Genomic DNA, 22,636 nt, shown 5'->3' on the forward strand with positions numbered 1-22,636 from the left:
CTGTGTGGGGGTGGGGAGCGCTTCATACAATGCCCCGATGGACAAGTCCCCCGCTTTCACCCGTGCCCAGGCCCTGCCGGCCATCCTCGAGCAGCGCATCGCCATCCTCGACGGCGCCATGGGCACCATGATCCAGCGCTTCAAGCTGGACGAAGCCCAGTACCGGGGCGAGCGCTTCAAGGACTTCCACAAGGATGTCAAGGGCAACAACGAGCTGCTCAGCCTGACCCGGCCCGACGTCATCCGCGACATCCACGAGGGCTACCTCGCCGCGGGTGCCGACCTGATCGAGACCAACACCTTCGGCGCCACCAGCATCGCGCAGGACGACTACGACATGGCGGGCCTCGCGCGCGAGATGAACGTCGCCTCGGCCCGGCTGGCGCGCGCGGCCTGCGACAAGTTCAGCACGCCCGACAAGCCGCGCTTCGTTGCTGGCGCCCTGGGCCCCACGCCCAAGACCGCCAGCATCAGCCCCGACGTGAACGACGCCGGCGCGCGCAATGTCACGTTCGAGCAGCTGCGCGCGGCTTACCGCGAGCAGGTCGAGGGCCTGCTGGAGGGCGGCGCCGACGTGCTGCTGGTCGAAACCATCTTCGACACCCTCAACGCGAAGGCCGCGCTGTTCGCCATCGACGAGGTCTTCGAGGCCACGGGCGAGCGCCTGCCCCTCATCATCAGCGGCACCGTCACCGACGCCTCGGGGCGCATCCTCAGCGGCCAGACCGTCAGCGCCTTCTGGGCCAGCGTGCGCCACCTGCAGCCCCTGGCCGTGGGCCTGAACTGCGCGCTGGGCGCGGCCCTCATGCGGCCCTACATCCAGGAGCTCGCCAAGGTCGCGGGCGATACCTACATCAGCTGCTACCCCAACGCCGGCCTGCCCAACCCCATGAGCGACACCGGCTTCGACGAGACGCCCGAGGTCACCAGCCGCCTGCTGCACGAGTTCGCCGCCGAGGGCCTGGTCAACATCGTGGGCGGCTGCTGCGGCACCACGCCGGACCACATCGCCGCCATCGGCCGCGCGGTCTCGCCGCTGGCGCCGCGCCACCGCGCCGCCTTCTACGCCGAAACGGCCTGAATACCCGACGGCTTGCCGGGAATTGCCCGGCCGGTCGACAATCCGGCTTCCCTTCAAGGGGAGTAATCGGCCCGCCACCCCGCGCACAGCGAGGCATCGGCGGCGCGGCGTTCTCGTCAATTCGCGGCCCGAAAGGCCGCCGGGAACGCCCAGGCCACCGACGGTGGCCCGCGACCAGACCTTGGGGTGTTCGTCAACACCAAACCGAGGTCTTTCATGGAAAGCATTGCCCCGCTGTGGCTGTGGGGGGTTTTCGTCGCGTTCGTCGTGGCGGCCCTGTTCGTCGATTTCGTCCTGCTGAAGAAGCAGGGCGCCCAGGCCGTGGGCGTCAAGGAGGCGCTCAACTGGTCGCTCGCCTGGATCGCGCTGAGCTTCGTCTTCAACGGCCTGCTCTGGTGGGCCATCAAGGACAGCAGCGGCTCCACCGCGCTCGCCAACGAGAAGTCGCTGGAGTTCCTGACCGGCTACCTGATCGAGAAGAGCCTGGCGGTCGACAACATCTTCGTCTTCCTGCTGATCTTCAGCTACTTCGCGGTGCCGGCCGCGTACCAGAAGCGCGTGCTCATGCTCGGCATCCTGGGCGCCATCGCGCTGCGCACGGTGATGATCCTGGTCGGCGGCTGGCTGCTGGCGCAGTTCCACTGGATCCTCTATGTGTTCGGCGCCTTCCTGGTGCTCACCGGCGTGAAGATGTGGTGGGCCGCCGGCAAGGAGCCCGCGCTGGACGACAACCCCGCGCTCAAGCTGCTGCGCCGCCTCATGCCCGTGAGCCAGGACTACGACGGCGAAAAGTTCTTCACCGTCGAGAACGGCAAGCGCATCGCCACGCCGCTGCTGATGGTGATCGCCCTGGTGGGCGTGACCGACGTGATCTTCGCCGTGGACTCCATCCCGGCCATCTTCGCCATCACGCGCGACCCCTTCATCGTGCTCACCAGCAACGTGTTCGCCATCCTGGGCCTGCGCGCCATGTTCTTCCTGCTGCAGGCCGTGGCCGGCAAGTTCCACCTGCTGAACTACGGCCTGGCGGTCATCCTGGTCTTCATCGGCACCAAGATGATGCTGATCGACGTTTTCAAGATCCCGGTGGCGGTGTCGCTGGCGGTGGTGGTGGGCATCCTGGCCATCACCATGGTCTGGAGCGCCAAGACGGCGCCGAACACCTGAGCGCCCGCGCCCGGTGGCGCACCAACATGGCACAGGCCTTGCTCTTGCCCGTGCCATGCCGCCCGCGGACTTTCCCGAACTGATCAGCGCCGCCGTGGCCCCGTCCACGGCGGCCTGGCGCGACCCCCTGGGCCTGCTGCTGGCCAGCACGGGCGAGGGCGTTTTCGGCGTCGACCTGGACGGCCTGTGCGTGTTCATCAATCACGCCGGCGCTCGCATGATCGGCTACGAGCCCGTCGAGCTGCTGGGCCGCAACATGCACGCGCTCACCCACCACTCGCACGCGAACGGTGCGCCCTATCCGGTGGAGGACTGCCCGATCTTCAACGCCTTTCGCGCGGGCGAGCCTTGCCGCATCGACGCCGAGGTGTTCTGGCGACGCGACGGCAGCGCCTTTGCGGTGGAGTACAGCAGCCACCCCATCGTGGACGGCGGCCAGGTGCGCGGCGCCGTGGTCACGTTCATCGACATCACCGAGCGGCGCCGCGCCGCCGACGCCCTGCGCGGCGCCAAGGAGCAACTGGAGCAGCGGGTGCGCGAGCGCACCCGCGCGCTGGAGACCGCGCTGCGCCAGGTGCGCGAGCTGGCCGCGCGCAGCGAGGCCGTGCGCGAGGAAGAGCGCACGCGCATCGCGCGCGAAGTGCACGACGAACTGGGCAGCCTGCTCGTGGCCTTGAAGATGGACGTGAACTGGATGGACAGGCGCCTGTCCGAGCAGGCGCGGCGCCAGCCCGAGGAGGCCGAGGGCATGCGCGAGCGCATGCGCTGCAAATGCCAGAACATGAGCCGGCTGATCGAAAGCGCGGTCGACAACGTCGGGCGCATCATCACCGACCTGCGCCCCAGCATCCTCGATCACCAGGGCCTGTGGGCCGCGCTGGAATGGCAGGCGCAGGAGTTCGTGGCCAGCGCCGAACTCGCGCTCGATTGGCGCATGGCGGTGGACGGCGCGCCGGAGCCTGCCGAGCCGCTGGCCATCGCGGTTTTTCGCATCTTCCAGGAAATGCTCTCCAACGTAGGCCGCCACGCGCGTGCCCGTCGGATCGCCGTGCGCATCCGTCACCGCAAGGGCCTGCTGCGGCTGTCGGTGCGCGACGATGGCATCGGCGCCGCCCCCCAGGCCTTCGAGGCGGCCAACGCCTACGGCGTGATGGGCATGCGCGAACGCGCGGGGCACTTCGGGGGCGACATCCGGATCAAAAGCGTCCTGGGCCGCGGCACGCACATGGAACTCACCATCGCGCTGACGCCCGGGGAGGTGACATGAACAGCCAATACAGCGAGGCCAGCCGCTTTGATCTGCTGGCCGACACCATCCGCGTGCTGATCGGCGACGACCACCGCATCGTGCGCGAAGGGCTCAAGCAGATCCTGGCCGACGCGCCCGACGTGAGCGTGGTGGCCGAAGCCCAAAGCGGCGAGGACGTGCTCACGCAGGTGCGTGTGCTGGGCGGCAGCGAAGGCCTGGACCTGGTGCTGCTCGACGTTGCCATGCCGGGCATCGACGGGCTGGACGTGCTGCAGCGCCTGCGCAAGGAGCACCCGCACCTGCCGGTGCTCATGCTCAGCACCTATCCCGAGAAGCAGTACGCGGTGCGCTGCATCCGCCTGGGCGCCTGCGGCTACCTCAACAAGGGCGCCGACCCCGACGACATGCTGCTGGCGGTGCGCAAGTGCGCGGGCGGCGGCCGCTACCTCACACCCGCCACGGCCGAGGCCCTGGCCGCCGCCGTGGGCAGCGGCGGCGCGCAGGCCGGCCCCGAGGCGCTCTCGCACCGCGAGCACCAGGTGTACCGCCTGCTCACGCAAGGCCTGACCGTGAGCGAAATTGGTGCGCGGTTGGGCCTGGCCTCGAACACGGTGAGCACCTACCGGGCGCGTGTCCTCGAAAAGACCGGCGCCAAGAACGACGTCGAGCTGGCGCTGTACGCCGAAAGGCAGCGTTCCGGCGCCTGAGGCGGCGCCTGTGTAGGGCTGGCCCTACGCCGCGTCGCCGCAGCGCCCGCGAAATCGCGCGCGCATCCGCCGTGGCACGGCCACTGGCCCGCGGCTTGCAATCCACCGCGCATCTCCCACACACGAGGTGCGCCATGTCCGACTTCTTCGACCCGTACAACGCCGACAAGCCGCTGATGCTCAAGTGCAGCTGCGGGCGAGATCACAGCATCGCCGAGCACCAGGCCGAAGAGGCCGCTGCCGCGCAGGCCGCGGGCGCGCTGCGCGAGCGCAGCGAGAGCAGCGAGTTCGAGGCCTACAGCCGCGACTTCATCGAGGCCACGCTGGTGAAGGCACTGTTTCCGCAGGATGCGGTGCGCCGGCGCTTCCTTCGCGCCGTGGGCAAGGGCACGGCCATGGCGGCCATCGCCAGCGTGCTGCCCATCGCCAGCCTGCAGGCCATGGCGCAGGAGAAGGGCCGGCTGGAGAAGACCGATCTCAAGATCGGCTTCATTCCCATCACCTGCGCCACGCCGCTGATCATGGCCCACCCCCTGGGCTTCTATCAGCGCGAAGGCCTCAATGTGGAGGTCATCAAGACGGCGGGATGGGCGCTTATCCGCGACAAGATGATCAACAAGGAGTACGACGCCACGCACTTCCTGTCGCCCATGCCGCTCGCCATTTCCCTGGGCGTGGGCTCCAATGCCACGCCCATGAACGTGGCCACCATCCAGAACACCAACGGCCAGGCCATCACGCTGCACGTCAAGCACAAGGACAGGCGCGACCCGAAGCAATGGAAGGGCTTCAGGTTCGCCGTGCCCTTCGAGTTCTCGATGCACAACTTCCTGTTGCGCTACTACGTGGCCGAGCACGGGCTCAACCCCGACACCGACATCCAGATCCGCGTGGTGCCGCCGCCCGAGATGGTGGCCAACCTGCGCGCCGGCAACATCGACGGCTACCTCGGCCCCGACCCGTTCAACCAGCGCGCGGTGTACGACGAGGTCGGCTTCCTGCACGTGCTCACCAAGGACCTGTGGAACGGCCACCCCTGCTGCGCCTTCGGCACCAGCGCCGAATTCATCCGCCAGAACCCCAATACCTTCGCGGCGCTGTACCGCTCGGTGCTCACGGCCGCGGCCATGGCCCGGCAGCCCAAGAACCGCGAGCTCATCGCCAAGGTGATCTCGCCGCAGGCCTACCTGAACCAGCCCGAGACCGTGGTGGCCCAGGTGCTCACCGGTCGTTTCGCCGACGGCCTGGGCAAGATCCAGAACGTGCCCGACCGCGCCGATTTCGATCCCATGCCCTGGCAGAGCATGGCGGTGTGGATGCTCACGCAGATGCAGCGCTGGGGCTACATCAAAGGCGAGGTCAACTACCACCAGATCGCCGAGCGCGTCTTCCTCATCACCGACGCGCGCCGGCACATGAAAGCGCTCGGCCAGGACTTCAAGGCCGGGCCGGGCTACGGGAAGCACACCATCATGGGCAAGGTGTTCGACCCGGCCAGGCCGAAGGATTACCTCGACAGCTTCGCGGTCCGCAAGGCGGCTTGAGCATGAAGGCGCTGAACCTGAACCTGCGCGCCGCGCTGGTCTCGCTGCTGCTGCTGGTGGTCTTCGTCGGCGCCTGGCAGATCGGCACGGGCGGCGGGGGCGCGCCCTCGGCCGCCGCCCCGCTCACGCCGGAAGAGCTGGAGTACGCCAAGCTCATGGGCAAGGACCCGGGCGCGGCCGTGGTCAAGTCGGACGGCTTCCCGCCCCCGCTGGCGGTGGCCGAGGCCAGCTGGAAGCACTTGTCCGATCCCTTCTACGACAAGGGCCCCAACGACAAGGGCATCGGCATCCAGATCGCGCATTCGCTGGCGCGCGTGGGCCTGGGTTTCGCGCTGGCCATGCTGGTGGCCATCCCGCTGGGCTTTCTCATCGGCATGTCGCCACTCATGAGCAAGGCCTTCGATCCCTTCGTGCAGGTGTTGAAGCCCATCAGCCCCCTGGCCTGGATGCCGCTCGCGCTCTACACGCTCAAGGACAGCAATGTCAGCGGCATCTTCGTCATCTTCATCTGCTCGGTCTGGCCGATGCTGATCAACACCGCCTTCGGCGTCGCCTCGGTCAAGCGCGACTGGCTCAACGTGGCCGCCACGCTGGAGGTGAACCCGCTGCGCAAGGCCTTCCTGGTGGTGCTGCCCGCCGCCGCGCCCACCATCCTCACGGGCATGCGCATCAGCATGGGCATTGCCTGGCTGGTCATCGTCGCGGCCGAGATGCTGGTGGGCGGCACCGGCATCGGCTATTTCGTGTGGAACGAGTGGAACAACCTCTCGCTCACCAACGTGATCTTCGCGGTGCTGGTGATCGGGGTGGTGGGCATGCTGCTCGACCTGATGTTCGCGCAATTGCAGCAGGCGGTGACCTATGTGGAGTGACGGCCGGCAACAGGGCGTCGCAGCCGCGACACGCGCCACACAAGCACAAGGCAATTCCATGAGCGCCCATTCCCGCGCCTTCCTGCAGGTCGAGCGCCTCGCCAAGGCCTACCAGGCCGACAAGCCGGTCTTCGCCAACGTCGACTTCGGCATCGACCGGGGCGAGTTCGTCTGCATCATCGGCCACAGCGGCTGCGGCAAGACGACCATTCTCAATGTGCTGGCCGGCCTGGACACGGCCAGCGCGGGCCACGCGTTCATGGACGGCCGCGAAATCGCTGGCCCCAGCCTGGAGCGCGGCGTGGTCTTCCAGGGCCACGCGCTCATGCCCTGGCTCACGGTGCGCCAGAACATCGCCTTCGCGGTGAAGTCGCGCTGGCCCGACTGGAAGAAACCCGAGGTCGAGGCGCAGGTCGAGAAGTACGTGGCCATGGTGGGCCTGAGCCCGGCCATCGACAAGAAGCCCTCGCAGCTGTCGGGCGGCATGAAGCAGCGCGTGGGCATCGCGCGCGCCTTTGCTATCCAGCCCAAGATGCTGCTGCTCGACGAGCCCTTTGGCGCGCTGGACGCGCTCACGCGCGGCACGATCCAGGACGAACTCCTGGGCATCGTGCGCGAGACGCGGCAGACCGTGTTCATGATCACCCACGACGTGGACGAGGCCATCCTGCTGGCCGACCGCATCCTGCTCATGAGCAACGGGGCCGAGGTGGATGGCGCTTACCGGCCGGGCGGCCTGGCCGAGGTGGTGGACAACCCCTTGCCGCGCGAGCGCACGCGCACCCAGCTGCACCACCTGGACGGCTACTACGCCCTGCGCAACCACATCGTCGACTTCCTCGTCTCCCGGGCGAAGGCGCATTGACCGGCGACACCCCGCAGCCCCCGCTCCAACCCTTTCACCCCGCCACCACAACGAGACCACCCACCATGAGCCGCATCGAAGTCACCGAGAAGATCATCGCCACCAAGGTCAGCAAGGGCCTGAAGTGGGAGGACGTCGCCAAGAAAGTCGGCCAGTCCAAGGAGTGGACCACGGCCCTGTGCCTGGGTCAGATGACCGCCACGCCCGCGCAGGCCAAGGTCCTGGGCAAGGTCTTCGGCCTGACGGCCGAGGAGCAGAAGTGGCTGCAGGTCGTGCCTTACAAGGGCTCGCTGCCCACCAGCGTGCCCACCGACCCGCTGATCTACCGCTTCTACGAACTCATCAGCGTCTACGGCACCACCTTCAAGGAGCTCATCCACGAAGAGTTCGGCGACGGCATCATGAGCGCGATCGACTTCAAGATGGACATGAAGCGCGAGAAGGACCCGAACGGCGACCGCGTGAACATCGTGATGTCGGGCAAGTTCCTGCCGTACAAGCAATATTGACCCCGCGGTGCTGCGCGCCTGCCCCTGGAAAGGCGGCACCAACGGCCCGTCGGAGCCGGTTCCGTGGTGTCTCCGGAGCGGGCTGTCGCGGGCGAGGCGTGCGTGGTGAACCTTGGAGGCCCTTCGGTTACCCACCGGCTCGTTCCCGGCGAGCCGACATGTACTGCCGCACCCTCAAGTACCGCGATCCCTACGGCTGCTTCTCCATCCTGGTGGAGGAGCGGCCCGACGGTTCGCTCACGCTCTGGGAATTCGACGTGCCCGGCAACGGCATGCGCCGCCGCCACGTGATCGACAAGGTGGCCGACAGCCTGGCGCGCGAGGGCCGGCCACTGCGCGTGGTGTGGGGCGCGGCGCGGGTGCAGCGCAGGAAGGCGGACGACCCGTACGGGTCTTAGGCCGGCCTGCGCGGCCTAGGCCTTGGGCAGCGGGATCCACTCCTGGTCGTCTCCCGGCGGCAGCGGGATGCGCCCGGCGGCCCAGTCCGCCTTGGCCTGCTCGATGCGCTCCTTGCGTGAGGACACGAAGTTCCACCAGACGTGCCGCTCGCCCAATGGCTCGCCACCGAAGACCATCAGCGTGCTCGGCACGCGCGCGGTGACGAGCGCGTCGGCGTCGTCGCCGAACACCAGCAGCTGCCCGGGGCGGTAGACCTCGCCCGCGTACTCGATCTCGCCGCGCGCCACGTACACCGCCTGTTCGCGGTGGCCGCCGGGCAGGGCCAGGCTGGCGCCGGCCTGCCATTCGGTGTGCAGGTAGAACAGCGGCGAGTGCGTGCGCACGGGGCTCTTCAGGCCATAGGCCTCGCCCGCGATCAGGCGCATCCACACGCCGTCCCGTTCGCGCACCGGCAGCTCGCTGGCCGGGTAGTGGGTGAAGGCCGGCTCGGTTTCCTCGTCCCGCTCGGGCAGCGCCACCCAGAGCTGCATCAGCTCCAGCCCGCCGCCCGCGAAGGAATCGGGGTGGGTGAAGCGCTCACTGTGCGAGATGCCGCGGCCGGCGGTCATCCAGTTCACGTCGCCGGGCACGATGTCTTGCACCACGCCCAGGCTGTCGCGGTGCTTGATCTGTCCGCTGAGCAGGTAGCTCACGGTGGACAGGCCGATGTGCGGGTGCGGTCGCACGTCGGCCGCGCGCGTGTCCTCGGCCGCCAGCGTCACGGGGCCGGCGTGGTCCACAAAGATGAAGGGGCCGACCATGCGGCGTTTCGCGTAAGGCAGCACGCGCCGCACCGTCAGGCCGTGGCCCAGGTCGGCGGCGCGCGCGTCGATCACCATTTCCAGCATCGGGGTCTCCTTGGTCGTGGCCGGCCATTGTCGACCGGGAGCGGATGCCCGGGTGCCGTGCGCGACAATGCCCGCCCCATGCAACTGAGCGAACTGCGCCAACGCCTCACCGCCCTCGGGGCTGGGCCGCTGCATGCGCAGCGCGTGCTGCGCCACTGGCTGCACGCCCTGCCGGCCGACGCCGGCCGGCGCAAGCCCGAGCACCACTTCCCCAAGGCCCTGTTCGAGGCCCTGCCGGCGCTGCGCGAGGAACTCGCCGGCCTGGCGCGCCTGCAGGCCGAGCACCCGGGCGAGGACGGCTCGGCCCGCCTGCTGGTGGCCCTGCGCGACGGCCAGACCGTGGAGAGCGTGCGCCTGCCGCGCGGCGGCCTGTGCGTGTCCACCCAGGTCGGCTGCGCCGTGGGCTGCGCCTTCTGCATGACCGGCACCGGCGGCCTGCTGCGCCAGCTCGGCAGTGCCGAGATCCTGGCCCAGGTGGCGCTGGCGCGCGCCGGCCGGCCGGTGAACAAGGTGGTCTTCATGGGCATGGGCGAGCCCGCGCACAACCTGGACGCGGTGCTCGAGGCCATCGAGCTGCTGGGCACCGTGGGCGGCATCGGCCACAAGAACCTGGTGTTCTCCACCGTGGGGGACGAGCGCGCCTTCGAGGCCCTGCCGCGTGGCGCGGTCAAGCCCGCGCTGGCGCTGTCGCTGCACACCACCAAGCCCGATCTGCGCGAGCAACTGCTGCCGCGCGCGCCGCGCCTCACGCCCACCGAGCTGGTGGAGCGCGCCGAGGCCTACGCGCGCGCCACCGGCTACCCGGTGCAATACCAGTGGACCCTGCTGGACGGCGTGAACGACGGCGACGATGAAATCGACGGCATCGTGCGCCTGCTCGGTGGCCGCTACGGCGTGCTCAACCTCATTCCCTACAACGCCGTCGACGGTCTGCCGTTCCAGCGCCCCGCGTGGGAAAAAGCGGCCGACATCGCGCGCCGCCTGCACCGCCAGGGCATCCTCACCAAGCTGCGCCACTCGGCCGGGCAGGACGTGGACGCGGGCTGCGGCCAGCTGCGGGCGCGCTCGCTGGACACGGGCGAGCGCGTGGTGGCGCTGCGGCGGCGGGCCGTCAGCGGACCGTCTCCATTTCTTCCATCAGCAGGCGCGCCGTGAGCCGTGCTTGCGGCGTGTTCTTCAGGCCGGGCTCCAGCGGGCGGCCTTGCTCGACCCATTGCAGGGTGAAGCGGAAACTCTCCAACGCCTCGTTGTCGAGCATGGCGGTGAACTGGGCGAGTTCCTTGACGGTGGTGTCGGGGGTGACCGTCAGAAAGTTCGAGATGCCGAGCCCCTTGAGCCGCTGGCCAAAGATGTCGACAAACGCCTGGCCCAGCCGCGGTGGCGATGCGTCGGCCGTCGTGGCGGGCGGGTCGCTCAGCTCGATGAAGCGCATCGGATCGGTGCTTGTGCGCCGGGTGTAGGGCGGGTCCCCGAGCGCCAGTGCCTGCTGACGCTCCACGCGCCGGGTTGTTTCGTGCGGCCCGTGCCTGGCCGGCGCCTGGGCGTTCAGTGCCGCCAGCAGCTGCTGGGTGGAGGCCTCATGCCCCCAGTCGCGGTTCAAGCGGTACTTGAAACGTTCCCGCTCCAAGGGCTCCAGCGATCGAATGAGGTCCGCGATGGTCGGGATGTCCGCGCTGTCCTTGACCTGGTCCGCCGTGGCCGCGTGGCCCAGCGCGCGAAGGACGGTCCTGGTGGTGGGAACGCGGCCGCTCGGCGGGTCGATCAGTACTTTGAGGTCTTTCAGGAACGCGGTGTCCAGCACCACCTGATGGCCCGTGGTCACGCGAGACCAGATCGAGTCCAGGGCTTCCTTCACCTCCGTCGGGTAGGGGCGATCCGCAATGAAGCGGCGCGCGAGGGTCCGCACCAGCCGTTCCGCGGCGTCCGAGGCGCTGGTGGTGGTGCCCTTCGCGTTCTTGGGGGTGACCGACAGGCATTGCGTGCGCTCGCCCTTCGGCCCGGTCTTGTTCTTGATGAGGAGAATGGTCGGCCCCGTCCGCCAGCCCTTGTTGACCGACTGGCCATACGCATACAGCTGCCGCAGGTCAAACGTCTCGCCATCGGGGCAGAGCGCCTGTGTTTTGCCGGGGCGGGGGGTGGACAGAGCAATCATGGCGCCAATGGAGAGAAACGGAGGGGGTGGGGGCCTGAACGCGTGCTCAGTAACGCCCGGAAGCCCCAGGGCGCCAGCCAAATGGCTGTTCAGGCCGAACGGACGAGGGGTTTGAGGCCTGTCGCTAAAATCCCTGCTCTCTCAAGGAGCGTTGCAGCGGCCAGCCCAGGGCCTCCCGGGTCGGGGCCGTCAGGCTTGAGTGGGCTGGACCGGCCCCAACGACGCTCACCAGCTCGGTTTTTTCGCAAACAACCCTGGTGAGCCGCATGTCCTCCGAGACCTCCTCCGCCCCCGTTTCCCCCGCCGTTCGCCCGATGCTGCTGTCGGGCCTGGAGCCGCTCGCCATCGGCGCGGGCAGCCTGTTCGTCAACGTCGGCGAGCGCACCAACGTCACCGGCTCCAAGGCCTTCGCGCGCATGATCCTCGAGGGCCGCTTCGAGGACGCGCTGGCCGTGGCGCGCCAGCAGGTGGAGAACGGCGCGCAGATCGTCGACGTCAACATGGACGAGGCCATGCTCGACAGCGAGGCCGCCATGGTGCGCTTCCTCAACCTCATGGCCGGCGAGCCCGACATCGCGCGCGTGCCGGTGATGGTGGACAGCTCCAAGTGGAGCGTCATCGAGGCCGGCCTGCGCTGCCTGCAGGGCAAGGGCGTCGTCAACTCCATCAGCATGAAGGAGGGCGTGGAGGAGTTCAAGCGCCAGGCCCGCCTCATCAAGCGCTACGGTGCGGCGACCGTGGTGATGGCCTTCGACGAGACCGGCCAGGCCGACACCTACGAGCGCAAGATCCAGATCTGCGAGCGCGCCTACCGCATCCTGGTGGACGAGGTGGGCTTCCCGCCCGAGGACATCGTCTTCGACCCCAACATCTTCGCCATCGCCACCGGCATCGAGGAGCACAACAACTACGCGGTGGACTTCATCAACGCCACGCGCTGGATCAAGCAGCACCTGCCGGGCGCGAAGGTCTCGGGCGGCGTGTCCAACGTGAGCTTCAGCTTCCGCGGCAACGACCCGGTGCGCGAGGCCATCCACACCGTCTTCCTGTACCACGCCATTCAGGCCGGCATGGACATGGGCATCGTCAACGCCGGCATGGTCGGCGTGTACGACGAACTGGAACCCACGCTGCGCGAGCGCGTGGAGGACGTGGTGCTGAACCGCCGCCCGGACGCCGCCGAGCGCCTGCTCGAGATCGCCGAGAGCGCCAAGGGCGCGGCCAAGGACGATTCGCAGAAGAACGCCTGGCGCGAACTGCCGCTGCGCGAGCGCCTGTCGCACGCGCTGGTGCGCGGCATCAACGACTTCATCACCGAAGACACCGAGGCCATGTGGCGCGAGATCGAGGCCGGCGGCGGGCGCCCGCTGAACGTGATCGAAGGCCCGCTCATGGACGGCATGAACGTCGTGGGCGATCTGTTCGGCCAGGGCAAGATGTTCCTGCCCCAGGTGGTCAAGAGCGCGCGCGTGATGAAACAGGCCGTGGCCTACCTGCTGCCCTACATCGAGGAAGAGAAGAAGCGTCTGGAAGCCGCCGGCGGCGACGTGCGCTCCAAGGGCAAGATCGTCATCGCCACCGTCAAGGGCGACGTGCACGACATCGGCAAGAACATCGTCACCGTCGTGCTCCAGTGCAACAACTTCGAGGTGGTGAACATGGGCGTGATGGTCCCGTGCCACGAGATCCTGGCCAAGGCCAAGGTCGAGGGCGCGGACATCGTGGGCCTGTCGGGCCTGATCACGCCCAGCCTGGAAGAGATGCAGTACGTGGCCAGCGAGATGCAGAAGGACGAGCACTTCCGCATCAAGAAGATCCCGCTGCTGATCGGCGGCGCCACCACCAGCCGCGTGCACACGGCGGTGAAGATCGCGCCGCACTACGAGGGACCGGTGGTCTACGTGCCCGATGCCTCGCGCAGCGTGAGCGTGGCCCAGGGCCTGCTGTCGGACCAGGCCACGGCCTACATCGCCGAGGTCAACGCCGACTACGAGCGCGTGCGCCACCAGCACGCCAACAAGAAGCAGGTGCCGCTGTGGCCGCTGGACAAGGCGCGAGCCAACCGCACGCCCATCGAGTGGGGCGGCTACACCCCGCCCGTGCCCAAGTTCATCGGCCGGCGCGTGTTCAAGAACGTGGACCTGGCCGAGCTCGCGAGGTACATCGACTGGGGTCCCTTCTTCCAGACCTGGGACCTGGCCGGTCCCTTCCCCGAGATACTGAAGGACGAGGTGGTGGGCGAGGAGGCGCGCCGCGTGTTCAGCGACGGCAAGCGCATGCTCCAGCGCATCATTGACGGCCGCTGGCTCACGGCCAGCGCGGTCATCGGCCTGTACCCGGCCAACTGCGTGAACGACGACGACATCGCGCTCTACGCCGACGAGTCGCGTGAGCGCCCGGTGCTGGTGTGGCACGGCCTGCGCCAGCAGACCGAGAAGCAGGAGATCGACGGCGTGATGCGTCCCAGCCGCTGCCTGGCCGACTTCGTGGCGCCCCAGGGCGTGGCCCCGGACTACGTGGGCCTGTTCGCGGTGACGGCGGGCCTGGGCGTGGAGAAGAAAGAGAAGCAGTTCCTCGACGACCTCGACGACTACTCGGCCATCATGTTCAAGGCCCTGGCCGACCGCCTGGCCGAGGCCCTGGCCGAGCAGATGCACCACCGCGTGCGCACCGACCTGTGGGGCTACGCGCCGAACGAGGCGCTGAGCAACGAGGAGCTCATCAAGGAAAAGTACCAGGGCATCCGCCCCGCGCCGGGCTACCCGGCCTGCCCGGACCACACCGTCAAGCGCGGCCTGTTTCGGCTGCTGCAGGCCGAGGAGATCGGCATGGGCCTGACCGAAAGCCTGGCCATGTCGCCAGCGGCCAGCGTGAGCGGCTTCTACCTGAGCCACCCGCAGAGCACCTACTTCAACGTCGGCAAGATCGGCGAGGACCAGCTGGACGACCTGGCCCAGCGCAGCGCCGTGGCGCGCGCGGACCTGCAGCGCTGGCTGGCGCCCAACCTCTGACCCCCGGCGCGCGGGCCGCCGCGCCCCCGCTCGCGCGGGTCCCGGCATTGCCCGGCGCACCGGGGGTCAGCCGGTGCCATCCCCGGCGAGACCGCGCAGCCAGTCCATGACCTCAGGCGGCCGGTTTCGCGCCAGCCGCGCCAGGGCGGCCAGGCGCCGGACGGCCTCGCCGTCCCCGCTCAGCGACAAGGCGTCGAGCACGCCTCCCAGGATCGGGTCGGGCATGTCGTGGATGGCCGTGAGGCTGGCCGTTTCATGGGCGCCCAAGGAACACCCGGCCAGCCGCTTGAGGGCGTGGAACACCGGCTCGGGCAGTGCCATGGCCTGAAGGTCCCGCGCGAGATCGGCCAGGTCCTGTTCGGTGTAGGGGGTGTTCTCCGGCGTGTCGCTGGGGGCGCCCCAGTTCCACCGCGCGGCCGCCGGCCAGTGGGCCACCACAATGGCCTTCAAGCCCGGGGCCACCGCCCGGGTGCGCGCGCCGAGGATGGCCTTGGCCGCGACAAAGGCGAAGGCCTTGGCCGCGGGCGGGTAGAGCCGGCCCAGGCACGCCAGCACGCCCAGCAGCTGGCGCGGGGTGCTGCTTCGAAGGAAGGCCACGACTTCCCGTTCGGACCCGCAGGTCGCGAAGGCGCTCAGGGCCCGGCTTACCGCCGGCGGGTCCAGCCGCGGGTCGGCGCACGACAGGGCCGATGGATGGGCGCCGGCCAGGGCCAGCAGGTAGCGGGCGGCGCCGGTGGCGTGCATCAGTGGCGCGGACATGACGTCGGGCGCGGTGGCTGGGACGCTGGGCGTCAGAGGGCCGCACGCCTGCACCAACAGGCGCCGCAGACCCAGCGCTGCCCCGGGGTGGATGCCCCAGAGCCAGCTCAGCAGCGCGTCCGTGTCCTGCGTGGTCGAGAAGGTCGCCAGCCACCGTCGCAGCGGTGCGATGCCTTGGCTGCCGCGGGACAGGTGAGACAAGGCGGTCCACAGCCTGGCGCTCAGGGGAATGGGCTTGCAGCTCATGATGTGCCGGGCCGCGCCGACGACGTGCTGGGGGTCGGGCCGCGCGGGCGGGGTCGCATCGACATGGCCGGTGCGCGCGGGGTTCGCCGGCGCCAGGTGTTGCTCGACGTGCCGCTTGATCGCGCTGAGCGCCTCCCTGGCCCCCGGGCGCCGTTCGTAGGCGTCGAAGCAGCGATCGAATCGATCCAGGAACCGCTTCACACAGCGGTCCAGGTGGGGCCTCACCTCGGCGGGGCAGTCGGCGCGGGTGGGCAGGTGTTCGAGCAGCAGGTGCAAGTGGTCGGCGAGTGTGTCGTTTCTGCATGACGCGGGCAGGGCCGCCAGCAGCAACGGGGCGAACGCGGGGCGTGTCTGCGGGGGCAGCTTGCCCAGGAACACCAGCAGGCTGTACTGGCCCGCGCAGTCGGGGCTGGCGTGGGCTTGCGCGTCGAAGAACACCTCCACCAGGTCCGCGGTGCTGTTGCAGTCCTGCAGCTGGAGCTCCGTGTAGGCCGTGTGGCTGCCGCTGTGGCCGATGCAGGCGTGCACCGCGTTCAGCAGCGCCTGTGGTGAGGCGGGCGTGGTGTCGATGCGCCGCTGCCCTCCCGTGACGGGGCCGCAAAACCCCCCGACGCGCTTCATGCGAACGCCCCCAGCACGCGCCGGTACTGCACCGCCTCCGCCACGTCGGCGGCGCCCACGCGCTCGTGCCCGGCCAGGTCGGCGATGGTGCGGGCCACGCGCAGCGCCCGGTGCGTGCCGCGCCCGCTCCAGGCCAGGCGCACGGCCGCCGCGTGCAGGAACTTCAGCGCCGCCGGCTCGGCGCGCGCGTGCTCCTCGAGCGCGCCGCCCGCCAGCGCGCGGTTGGGCTGGCCCTGGCGCCGCAGCGCCAGCGTGTGCGCGGCCACCACGCGCTCGCGCACCGCGGCGCTGCCCTCGCCCGGCGGTCCCTGCAGCAGCTGCCCGCCGGGCAGCGCGGGCACCTCCACCTGCAGGTCGATGCGGTCGAGCAGCGGACCGCTGAGCCGGCCCTGGTAGCGCTGCACCTGCTCTGGCGTGCAGCGGCAGGCGCGCACCGGGTGGCCGCGGTAGCCGCAGGGGCAGGGGTTCATGGCGGCCACGAGCTGGAAACGCGCGGGGAACTCGGCCTGCTGCGCCGCGCGCGAGACGCGGATGCGGCCGGTCTCCAGCGGCTCGCGCAGCGCCTCCAGCGCGTGGCGCGCGAACTCGGGCAGCTCGTCGAGGAACAGCACGCCTTGGTGGGCGAGCGAGATCTCGCCCGGCCGCGGCGGCGAGCCCCCGCCCACCAGCGCCACGGCGGAGGCGCTGTGGTGCGGCGCGCAGAAAGGCCGCTCGCCCCAGCGCGCGGGATCGAAGCGCCCGGCCAGCGAGGCCACGGCCGCGGCCTGCAGGGCCTCGTCGGTGGCCATGGGCGGCAGCAGCCCGCCCAGGCGCTGCGCCAGCATGGACTTGCCGGCGCCCGGCGGCCCCACCAGCAGCAGGCTGTGGCCGCCGGCGGCCGCGATCTCCAGCGCGCGGCGCGCCGCCACCTGGCCTTTCACGTCGGCAAGGTCGGGTCCCCCGGGTGGCGCCGGGACGCTGTCGCGCGGCTCCAGCCGCGCCCAGCCCGCGTCGTCCTGCGTGGCCGGCTGCTCGCGCCGCAGGCGCGCCACCACATCGATCAGGTGGCGCGCGCGCACCACGTGGGCGCCGGGCACCAGGGCGGCCTCTTCGGCGCTGCCCGGCGGCAGCACCAGGGTGCGGGGCGCCGCGTCCTGCGCGAGGGCCAGCGCCATGGCCAGCGCGCCGCGCACCGGGCGCAACTCGCCGCCCAGGGACAGCTCGCCCGCGTACACGCCGCGCGCCAGGGGTTCGGCCTCGATCTGCCCGCTGGCGGCCAGGATGCCCAGCGCGATCGGCAGGTCGAAGCGCCCCGAGTCCTTGGGCAGGTCGGCCGGCGCCAGGTTCACGGTGATGCGCTGGCTGTGCGGAAACTCCAGGCCGCTGTTGGCGATGGCCGCGCGCACCCGCTCGCGCGCTTCCTTCACTTCGGTGTCGGCCAGGCCCACCAGCGTGAAGCTGGGCAGGCCGTTGGCCAGGTGGACTTCCACGCTCACGGGCCGGGCGGCCAGCCCCTGCAGCGCGCGGCTGTGCACATGCGCCAGCGCCAGGGGTGTTCTCCCTGTTCAGGTGCGCGGCCGCCGGCGGCGGCCACGGGGCGGCCGATTCTGCGGGCGCCGCTGGCACGACACCGGTGGGGGTGTCGGGCGCCGGCCCGTCCCCGATTCGGCGCATATGGCACCGCGGTGGTGCGTCGAGGCCCCCCTGGGGTGCTGCGGCGCGGGCGGGGCCTCATCCTGGTGCCGACCGCCCCAGGGGCCCGCACCCGGGCGCTCCGGGTTGGCACACAAGCTGCTAAGGCAGACACCAGATCAACCAACCCCTGGAGGGATCGTCGTGAAAATGGTTTCAGCCGTCATCAAGCCGTTCAAGCTGGACGAGGTGCGCGAGGCGCTCTCCGGCGTGGGCGTGCAGGGCATCACCGTCACCGAGGTCAAGGGCTTCGGCCGGCAGAAGGGGCATACCGAGCTCTACCGCGGCGCGGAGTACGTGGTCGACTTCCTGCCCAAGGTCAAGATCGAAGCGGCCGTCGCGGACGACCTGGTCGAGCGCGTCATCGAGGCCATCGAAGGCGCCGCGCGCACCGGAAAGATCGGCGACGGAAAGATCTTCGTCTCGCCCCTCGAGCAAGTGGTCCGCATCCGCACCGGCGAGACCGGCAACGAGGCGATCTGACCCAGCCATTCCCTGAACCCAACCGAGTCCATCCAAATGAAGAAACTCCTGGCTTCCCTGTTGCTGGGCCTGGGCCTGGCGATCGGCGGTGGCGCAGCCATCGCGCAGTCGACCACCGAGGCCGCACCGGCCGCTGCCGCTCCCGCGGCCCCCGCCGCTGAAGCGCCTGCGGCCGCCGCGCCGGCCGCCCCCGCCGCCGAGGCCCCCGCCGCCGAGGCCCCCGCCGCCGCCCCCGAAGCGCCCAAGCTCGACAGCGGCGACACCGCGTGGATGCTGACCTCCACGCTGCTCGTCATCCTGATGACCATCCCCGGCCTGGCCCTGTTCTACGGCGGCCTGGCGCGATCGAAGAACATGCTGTCGGTGCTGATGCAGGTGATGGTGATCTTCTCGCTCATCTCCCTGCTGTGGGCCATCTACGGCTTCTCGCTCACCTTCGGCGGCGCGGGCACCTTCTTCGGCTCCTTCGACAAGCTGTTCCTCGCCGGCACCACGGCCAGCACCATGTCGTCGGCGCTGGCGACCATCCCCGAGTACGTGTTCATCGCCTTCCAGGGCACCTTCGCCGCCATCACCGTGGCGCTGATCGTGGGCTCCTTCGCCGAGCGCGTGAAGTTCGGCGCCGTGCTGCTGTTCTCGGCCCTGTGGTTCACCTTCTCGTACATCCCCATGGCCCACATGGTCTGGGGCGGTGGCCTGCTGGCGGCCGACGGCGCGCTCGACTTCGCGGGCGGTACCGTGGTGCACATCAACGCCGGTGTCGCCGGCCTGGTGGGCGCCTACGTGGTGGGCAAGCGCATCGGCTACGGTAAGGAAGCGCTGACGCCGCACTCGCTGACGCTGACCATGGTGGGCGCCTCGCTGCTGTGGGTGGGCTGGTTCGGCTTCAACGCCGGCTCGGCCGGCGCCGCCAACGGCGTGGCCGGCCTGGCCTTCATCAACACCGTGCTGGCCACCGCCGCCGCCACCCTGGCCTGGTGCCTGGCCGAGTCCCTGCTCAAGGGCAAGGCCTCCATGCTGGGCGCCGCCTCCGGCGCCGTCGCCGGCCTGGTGGCCGTGACGCCGGCCGCGGGCTTCGTCGGCCCCATGGGCTCCATCGTGCTGGGCATCGTGGCCGGCTTCGTCTGCGTCTGGGGCGTCAGCGGCCTGAAGAAGATGCTGGGCGCGGACGACGCGTTCGACGTGTTCGGCGTGCACGGCGTGGGCGGCATCGTCGGCGCCATCCTGACCGGCGTGTTCGCCGCGCCGGGCCTGGGCGGCACCGGCGCCGAGGACTTCGCCATGGGCCACCAGGTCTGGGTGCAGGTCAAGAGCGTGCTCGTGACCGTGGCCTGGTCGGGCGTCGTGGCCTTCATCGCCTACAAGATCGCCGACCTCACCATGGGCCTGCGTCCCTCGGAAGAGGCCGAGCGCGAGGGCCTGGACATCACCTCGCACGGCGAGACGGCGTACCACCGCTGATTGACTCCAGGGGGCGCCCCGTCCGAAGACGGGGTGCTTTCCGGCTCTGGCCCGAGGCCCGGCAGGTCCTCGGGCTTTTTTTTGATCCGTACCCCGGGGAGCAGGGGGCGCAAGCAGGCCCTAGCATCGCCGCCCGAATCAAACAAGGAACGCGCGCATGGGCTGGATGAAGAGGCGGGGTGGTGTGGTGGTGGCAGTGGCGGCGCTGCTGCTGGTGGCTGGTCAGGCCGTCGCGGCCAAGGCCGACGATCCACCGGCGCGGCGCGCGCCGGGCAAGGTCACGTTCCACAAGGCGCCCTCCGAAGAGAGCCCGGCCGCACGCGAGCGGCGCCTCAAGCGCGAGTGCAAGGGCCGTCCCAACGCTGGCGCCTGCCTGGGATTCACCTCGCGCTGAAGCGGTGAGCTGAACGCCTGGACAGCGTGTTATGGGGTGCGGTGCACACCCGCGCGCAGGCGCCGATAGGGATAGCGCGCCGGGTTGGCCACGGCGTCGCCGGGCGCCTCCACCAGCAGGATCTCGCGCGCCATCGCGCCGAAGTCGGCGCGGAAGTGACAGGTGCTCTTGAGCGCCAACAGCGCGGCGGCGGCCGGGTCGGCGCCCAGGTGGTGAAACGGCGCGGGGTCGAAGGCCTGCATGCGCACGGAGCTGACCACCACGCGCGCGCCACCGAGGCGCAGCAGTGCCATCGGGCCGAGCTCGGTGGCGTTGCCGCCGGCCACCTGGCCGGTGGTGGTGAAGCGCCCGTCGCCCAGGCGCTCCACGGTGAAGCGTCCCACGAACGCCGGCTGATCCGGTACCCCGTGGGTGCCCCCCAGCGCCAGGCCGAGGCAGGCGCCCTCGCCAGCGGCGTGCGCGGCGGCCGCGGCCTCGGGGTCGCACAGGATGCCCAGCAGCGCGTCGGGCGCCTGCTGGCGCACCAGCTCGGCGAGCACGCCCGTGCAGGCGGCGCTGCCGCCCGCGCCGGGGTTGTCCTGCACGTCGGCCAGCACCACGGGGCCGCGTCCCGGCGCCTGCGCATGTCGCAAGGCCAGGCGCACGGCGGTGTCGCAGGGCAACAGCCGGGCGTCGAAGGCGGCTCGGGCGTCGAGCACCTGGCGGTGCAGGGCCTCGCAGGCGGCGTCGGCCGCCGCCTGGTGGGTGGCGTGCACCATCACCGACGGGCCACACCAGTGGCTGTCGCCCGGCGGGAAGCCGGCGGCATAGCAGCGGCTGACGACGTCCCCCGCGTCCGCCAGCGACATCGCGGCGAGTCCCCGGCTGGGCTCGGCCAGCGTGGACTGGGCGTGGAGCGGGATGAGGAAGGGCGGATGCGCGATGGCCACGCCGGGCACTCGACCGCCGCCCGCAAGCCGCCGCACCAGCCGGGCGGCGAGTTCGCCGCACTGCACGCGGTCCACATGCGGGTAGGTGCGGTACACCACGGCGCCATCGATCAGGCGCGCGAAGCCGGGTGAAAGGTTGGCGTGGTAGTCCAGCGTCACCACGATGGGCAGTTGGTCCCCGACGACGCCGCGCACGCGACGCAGCAGCTCGGCCTCGGGGTCGTCCAGGGCGGGCGTTGCCATGGCGCCGTGCAGTTCAAGGAAGAGTCCGTCGAGCGCGCCGACCGCGCGCAGGCGCGAAAGCAGGGCCTGCGCGATGTGCTCGAAGGCCTCGTCGCTCACCAGGCCGCCCGCGCCACCGCTGGCCCAGGCCAGGGGCCGCAAGTGGGCGTCGGCGCCGATCGCGCGCAGAAAGCCCGTGGTGGGAAAGCTGCCCTGGGCCAGGCCGCGGGGCAGCTCATCGCCCAGCAGCAGCGGCGGGCGGTCGCGCCGCGCGAGGAAGTGCGCCAGTCCCACGTCCTGCGCCGAAGCGAAGGCGTTGGACTCGTGCGAGAAGCCGCCGAGCGCGATGCGGGGCCCGGAGCGCATCAACCCGTCTTCACCCCGCTGCGCTCCACCATGGCTCGCCAGCGCTCGCGCTCGGCCTGCAAGAAGCGCGCGTGCTGCTCGGGCGTGTTGGGAGCGCTTGGCGAGATGCCCATGCCCACCACCTTGTGCAGCACCTCGGCGTCCCGCAGGGCGGCGTTGATGGCGCCGTTCAGCGTGCCCACCCTGGCCGCCGGCGTGCCGCGTGGCAGGAAGACGCCATTCCAGGTGGGCATGGCGAAGCCGGGAAAGCCCAGCTCCGCCACCGTGGGCAGATCGGGCGCGCCGCGCAGCCGCTCGGGCGCCAGCGTGGCCAGCTGGCGCAGCCTGCCTTCCTGCGCCAGCTGCCGCGCCAACGACAGCGTCATCAGCGCCAGGTCCACGCGACCGGATACCAGGTCGGACACCACATGGGCCTCACCCTTGTAGGGGATGTGGTTCAGCGACACGCCGGCCAGCTTCCACAGGTACTCCTGCGCCACGTGCAACGTACCCAGCGGGCCGGCCGACATATAGCTCACCTCGCCGGGGCGCTGCTTCGCGCGGGCGAGCAGGCCGGCCAGGTCCTGGTCGGGGCTGGCGGCGGCAACCACCATCACGAAGTCCACGAAGCAGAAGTTGCCCGCGCCGACGAAATCGCTCGCGGGCCTATAGGGCAGCGCGGGCTGCGTGTACTCGAGCAGGGCGTTGGTGCCCACGCCGCCGAACAACGCGGTGTGGCCATCCGCGGCCGCGCGCGCCACGTGGGTGGCGGCGATGGCGCCGGCCGCGCCCACGCGGTTGTCCACCACCACGGGCTGACGCAGGGACTGCTCCATCGAGCGCGCGAGGTGGCGCGCGAGCACGTCGGTGGCGCCGCCTGCCGAGAAGGGCACCACCAGCTGGATGGGCCGGGCCGGGTAGCCCGCCTGGGCGCGGGCCAGACCCGCGAGGCCGAGGGCGCTGCCGCCGGCGGCCATGAGGCGCAGCCAGTGGCGGCGTGTGGTGCGCAGGGGGTGGTTTAGGGGTTGGGGCATGCCAGGGTCTCCTTCTTGGGGGTCATGA

General features: G+C 70.4%; 20 protein-coding genes and 1 riboswitch. Of the genes, 14 read left to right on the plus strand and 6 right to left on the minus strand.

What is annotated here, in order from left to right; all coding sequences use genetic code 11:
* Positions 1–37 precede the first annotated feature (37 nt).
* The 9 genes from BHU06_RS15650 to BHU06_RS15690 all read left to right on the plus strand — a co-directional run bounded on the left by BHU06_RS15650 (position 38) and on the right by BHU06_RS15690 (position 8,392).
* Positions 38–1,081, plus strand: a complete 1,044-nt coding sequence (locus BHU06_RS15650; RefSeq protein ID WP_070400144.1) for a homocysteine S-methyltransferase family protein — start codon at positions 38–40, stop codon at positions 1,079–1,081.
* Between the two features lie 216 nt (positions 1,082–1,297).
* The gene (locus tag BHU06_RS15655; protein ID WP_070400145.1) at positions 1,298–2,248 is read left to right on the plus strand and encodes a TerC family protein; all 951 of its coding nucleotides are present in this window, start codon (positions 1,298–1,300) and stop codon (positions 2,246–2,248) included.
* 55 nt (positions 2,249–2,303) lie between these two features.
* The gene (locus BHU06_RS15660) at positions 2,304–3,515 is read left to right on the plus strand and encodes a PAS domain S-box protein (protein ID WP_070400146.1); all 1,212 of its coding nucleotides are present in this window, start codon (positions 2,304–2,306) and stop codon (positions 3,513–3,515) included.
* Entirely contained in the window at positions 3,512–4,204 is a 693-nt protein-coding gene (locus tag BHU06_RS15665; RefSeq protein WP_070400147.1) for a response regulator transcription factor, read from the plus strand. The genes BHU06_RS15660 and BHU06_RS15665 overlap by 4 nt, the downstream gene beginning before the upstream one ends.
* 134 nt (positions 4,205–4,338) lie before the next feature.
* A complete protein-coding gene (locus BHU06_RS15670; RefSeq protein ID WP_070400148.1) occupies positions 4,339–5,748 on the plus strand; it encodes a CmpA/NrtA family ABC transporter substrate-binding protein in 1,410 nt (469 codons plus the stop codon).
* Between the two features lie 2 nt (positions 5,749–5,750).
* Positions 5,751–6,620, plus strand: a complete 870-nt coding sequence (gene ntrB / locus BHU06_RS15675; protein ID WP_070400149.1) for a nitrate ABC transporter permease — start codon at positions 5,751–5,753, stop codon at positions 6,618–6,620.
* Between the two features lie 58 nt (positions 6,621–6,678).
* Positions 6,679–7,485, plus strand: a complete 807-nt coding sequence (locus tag BHU06_RS15680; protein WP_239478225.1) for an ABC transporter ATP-binding protein — start codon at positions 6,679–6,681, stop codon at positions 7,483–7,485.
* Between the two features lie 65 nt (positions 7,486–7,550).
* Positions 7,551–7,994 (plus strand): cyanase, encoded by a 444-nt coding sequence (gene cynS, locus BHU06_RS15685; protein WP_070400151.1) that lies wholly within the window; start codon positions 7,551–7,553, stop codon positions 7,992–7,994.
* A gap of 158 nt (positions 7,995–8,152) precedes the next feature.
* Entirely contained in the window at positions 8,153–8,392 is a 240-nt protein-coding gene (locus BHU06_RS15690; protein ID WP_070400152.1) for a hypothetical protein, read from the plus strand.
* A 15-nt stretch (positions 8,393–8,407) separates the two neighbouring features.
* On the opposite strand, the gene BHU06_RS15695 is transcribed toward BHU06_RS15690, so the two are convergent.
* Positions 8,408–9,280, minus strand: coding sequence for a pirin family protein (locus BHU06_RS15695; protein WP_070400153.1), 873 nt, complete (start codon positions 9,278–9,280; stop codon positions 8,408–8,410).
* A gap of 78 nt (positions 9,281–9,358) precedes the next feature.
* Between BHU06_RS15695 and BHU06_RS15700 the strand changes: the two genes are divergently transcribed.
* On the plus strand, positions 9,359–10,435 hold the full coding sequence (locus BHU06_RS15700) for an RNA methyltransferase (RefSeq protein WP_070400154.1): 1,077 nt from the start codon (positions 9,359–9,361) through the stop codon (positions 10,433–10,435).
* Here the strand turns inward: BHU06_RS15700 and BHU06_RS15705 are convergent.
* Positions 10,392–11,432, minus strand: coding sequence for a hypothetical protein (locus tag BHU06_RS15705; protein ID WP_070400155.1), 1,041 nt, complete (start codon positions 11,430–11,432; stop codon positions 10,392–10,394). The genes BHU06_RS15700 and BHU06_RS15705 overlap by 44 nt on opposite strands.
* Before the next feature lie 137 nt (positions 11,433–11,569).
* Positions 11,570–11,666: riboswitch (S-adenosyl-L-homocysteine riboswitch) on the plus strand.
* Between the two features lie 32 nt (positions 11,667–11,698).
* On the opposite strand from BHU06_RS15705, the gene metH reads away from it, so the two are divergent.
* A complete protein-coding gene (gene metH / locus BHU06_RS15710; RefSeq protein WP_083293279.1) occupies positions 11,699–14,443 on the plus strand; it encodes a methionine synthase in 2,745 nt (914 codons plus the stop codon).
* A gap of 66 nt (positions 14,444–14,509) precedes the next feature.
* Here metH and BHU06_RS15715 read toward each other — a convergent pair whose 3' ends face one another.
* Together BHU06_RS15715 and BHU06_RS15720 are read right to left on the minus strand one after the other, a co-directional pair.
* Positions 14,510–16,069, minus strand: a complete 1,560-nt coding sequence (locus BHU06_RS15715; protein WP_070400156.1) for a hypothetical protein — start codon at positions 16,067–16,069, stop codon at positions 14,510–14,512.
* Positions 16,066–17,598 (minus strand): YifB family Mg chelatase-like AAA ATPase, encoded by a 1,533-nt coding sequence (locus BHU06_RS15720; RefSeq protein ID WP_070400157.1) that lies wholly within the window; start codon positions 17,596–17,598, stop codon positions 16,066–16,068. Before BHU06_RS15720 ends, BHU06_RS15715 begins: the two co-directional genes overlap by 4 nt.
* Positions 17,599–17,884: 286 nt before the next feature.
* Here BHU06_RS15720 and BHU06_RS15725 point away from each other — a divergent pair, with 286 nt between their 5' ends.
* The 3 genes from BHU06_RS15725 (at position 17,885) to BHU06_RS15735 (ending at position 20,078) form a co-directional block, all read left to right on the plus strand.
* Positions 17,885–18,223, plus strand: coding sequence for a P-II family nitrogen regulator (locus BHU06_RS15725; RefSeq protein ID WP_070400158.1), 339 nt, complete (start codon positions 17,885–17,887; stop codon positions 18,221–18,223).
* Between the two features lie 36 nt (positions 18,224–18,259).
* Positions 18,260–19,684, plus strand: a complete 1,425-nt coding sequence (locus BHU06_RS15730; RefSeq protein ID WP_070400159.1) for an ammonium transporter — start codon at positions 18,260–18,262, stop codon at positions 19,682–19,684.
* A gap of 157 nt (positions 19,685–19,841) precedes the next feature.
* A complete protein-coding gene (locus BHU06_RS15735) occupies positions 19,842–20,078 on the plus strand; it encodes a hypothetical protein (RefSeq protein ID WP_070400160.1) in 237 nt (78 codons plus the stop codon).
* Positions 20,079–20,107: 29 nt separating this feature from the next.
* On the opposite strand, the gene BHU06_RS15740 is transcribed toward BHU06_RS15735, so the two are convergent.
* Positions 20,108–21,595, minus strand: coding sequence for a M81 family metallopeptidase (locus BHU06_RS15740; protein ID WP_070400161.1), 1,488 nt, complete (start codon positions 21,593–21,595; stop codon positions 20,108–20,110).
* The gene (locus BHU06_RS15745) at positions 21,595–22,608 is read right to left on the minus strand and encodes a tripartite tricarboxylate transporter substrate binding protein (RefSeq protein ID WP_175442870.1); all 1,014 of its coding nucleotides are present in this window, start codon (positions 22,606–22,608) and stop codon (positions 21,595–21,597) included. The genes BHU06_RS15740 and BHU06_RS15745 overlap by 1 nt, the downstream gene beginning before the upstream one ends.
* Positions 22,609–22,636 lie beyond the last annotated feature (28 nt).

This window comes from Hydrogenophaga sp. PML113, from assembly GCF_001777155.1.
Taxonomy (GTDB): domain Bacteria; phylum Pseudomonadota; class Gammaproteobacteria; order Burkholderiales; family Burkholderiaceae_C; genus Hydrogenophaga; species Hydrogenophaga borbori.

Excerpts from the sequence above, each read along its gene's own strand:
- BHU06_RS15650 (WP_070400144.1), top strand. The coding sequence starts at position 38 with ATGGACAAGTCCCCCGCTTTCACCCGTGCCCAGGCCCTGCCGGCCATC.
- BHU06_RS15655 (WP_070400145.1), top strand. The coding sequence starts at position 1,298 with ATGGAAAGCATTGCCCCGCTGTGGCTGTGGGGGGTTTTCGTCGCGTTC.
- BHU06_RS15660 (WP_070400146.1), top strand. The coding sequence starts at position 2,304 with ATGCCGCCCGCGGACTTTCCCGAACTGATCAGCGCCGCCGTGGCCCCG.
- BHU06_RS15665 (WP_070400147.1), top strand. The coding sequence starts at position 3,512 with ATGAACAGCCAATACAGCGAGGCCAGCCGCTTTGATCTGCTGGCCGAC.
- BHU06_RS15670 (WP_070400148.1), top strand. The coding sequence starts at position 4,339 with ATGTCCGACTTCTTCGACCCGTACAACGCCGACAAGCCGCTGATGCTC.
- ntrB (WP_070400149.1), top strand. The coding sequence starts at position 5,751 with ATGAAGGCGCTGAACCTGAACCTGCGCGCCGCGCTGGTCTCGCTGCTG.
- BHU06_RS15680 (WP_239478225.1), top strand. The coding sequence starts at position 6,679 with ATGAGCGCCCATTCCCGCGCCTTCCTGCAGGTCGAGCGCCTCGCCAAG.
- cynS (WP_070400151.1), top strand. The coding sequence starts at position 7,551 with ATGAGCCGCATCGAAGTCACCGAGAAGATCATCGCCACCAAGGTCAGC.
- BHU06_RS15690 (WP_070400152.1), top strand. The coding sequence starts at position 8,153 with ATGTACTGCCGCACCCTCAAGTACCGCGATCCCTACGGCTGCTTCTCC.
- BHU06_RS15695 (WP_070400153.1), bottom strand. The coding sequence starts at position 9,280 with ATGCTGGAAATGGTGATCGACGCGCGCGCCGCCGACCTGGGCCACGGC.
- BHU06_RS15700 (WP_070400154.1), top strand. The coding sequence starts at position 9,359 with ATGCAACTGAGCGAACTGCGCCAACGCCTCACCGCCCTCGGGGCTGGG.
- BHU06_RS15705 (WP_070400155.1), bottom strand. The coding sequence starts at position 11,432 with ATGATTGCTCTGTCCACCCCCCGCCCCGGCAAAACACAGGCGCTCTGC.
- metH (WP_083293279.1), top strand. The coding sequence starts at position 11,699 with ATGTCCTCCGAGACCTCCTCCGCCCCCGTTTCCCCCGCCGTTCGCCCG.
- BHU06_RS15715 (WP_070400156.1), bottom strand. The coding sequence starts at position 16,069 with ATGAAGCGCGTCGGGGGGTTTTGCGGCCCCGTCACGGGAGGGCAGCGG.
- BHU06_RS15730 (WP_070400159.1), top strand. The coding sequence starts at position 18,260 with ATGAAGAAACTCCTGGCTTCCCTGTTGCTGGGCCTGGGCCTGGCGATC.
- BHU06_RS15735 (WP_070400160.1), top strand. The coding sequence starts at position 19,842 with ATGGGCTGGATGAAGAGGCGGGGTGGTGTGGTGGTGGCAGTGGCGGCG.
- BHU06_RS15740 (WP_070400161.1), bottom strand. The coding sequence starts at position 21,595 with ATGCGCTCCGGGCCCCGCATCGCGCTCGGCGGCTTCTCGCACGAGTCC.
- BHU06_RS15745 (WP_175442870.1), bottom strand. The coding sequence starts at position 22,608 with ATGCCCCAACCCCTAAACCACCCCCTGCGCACCACACGCCGCCACTGG.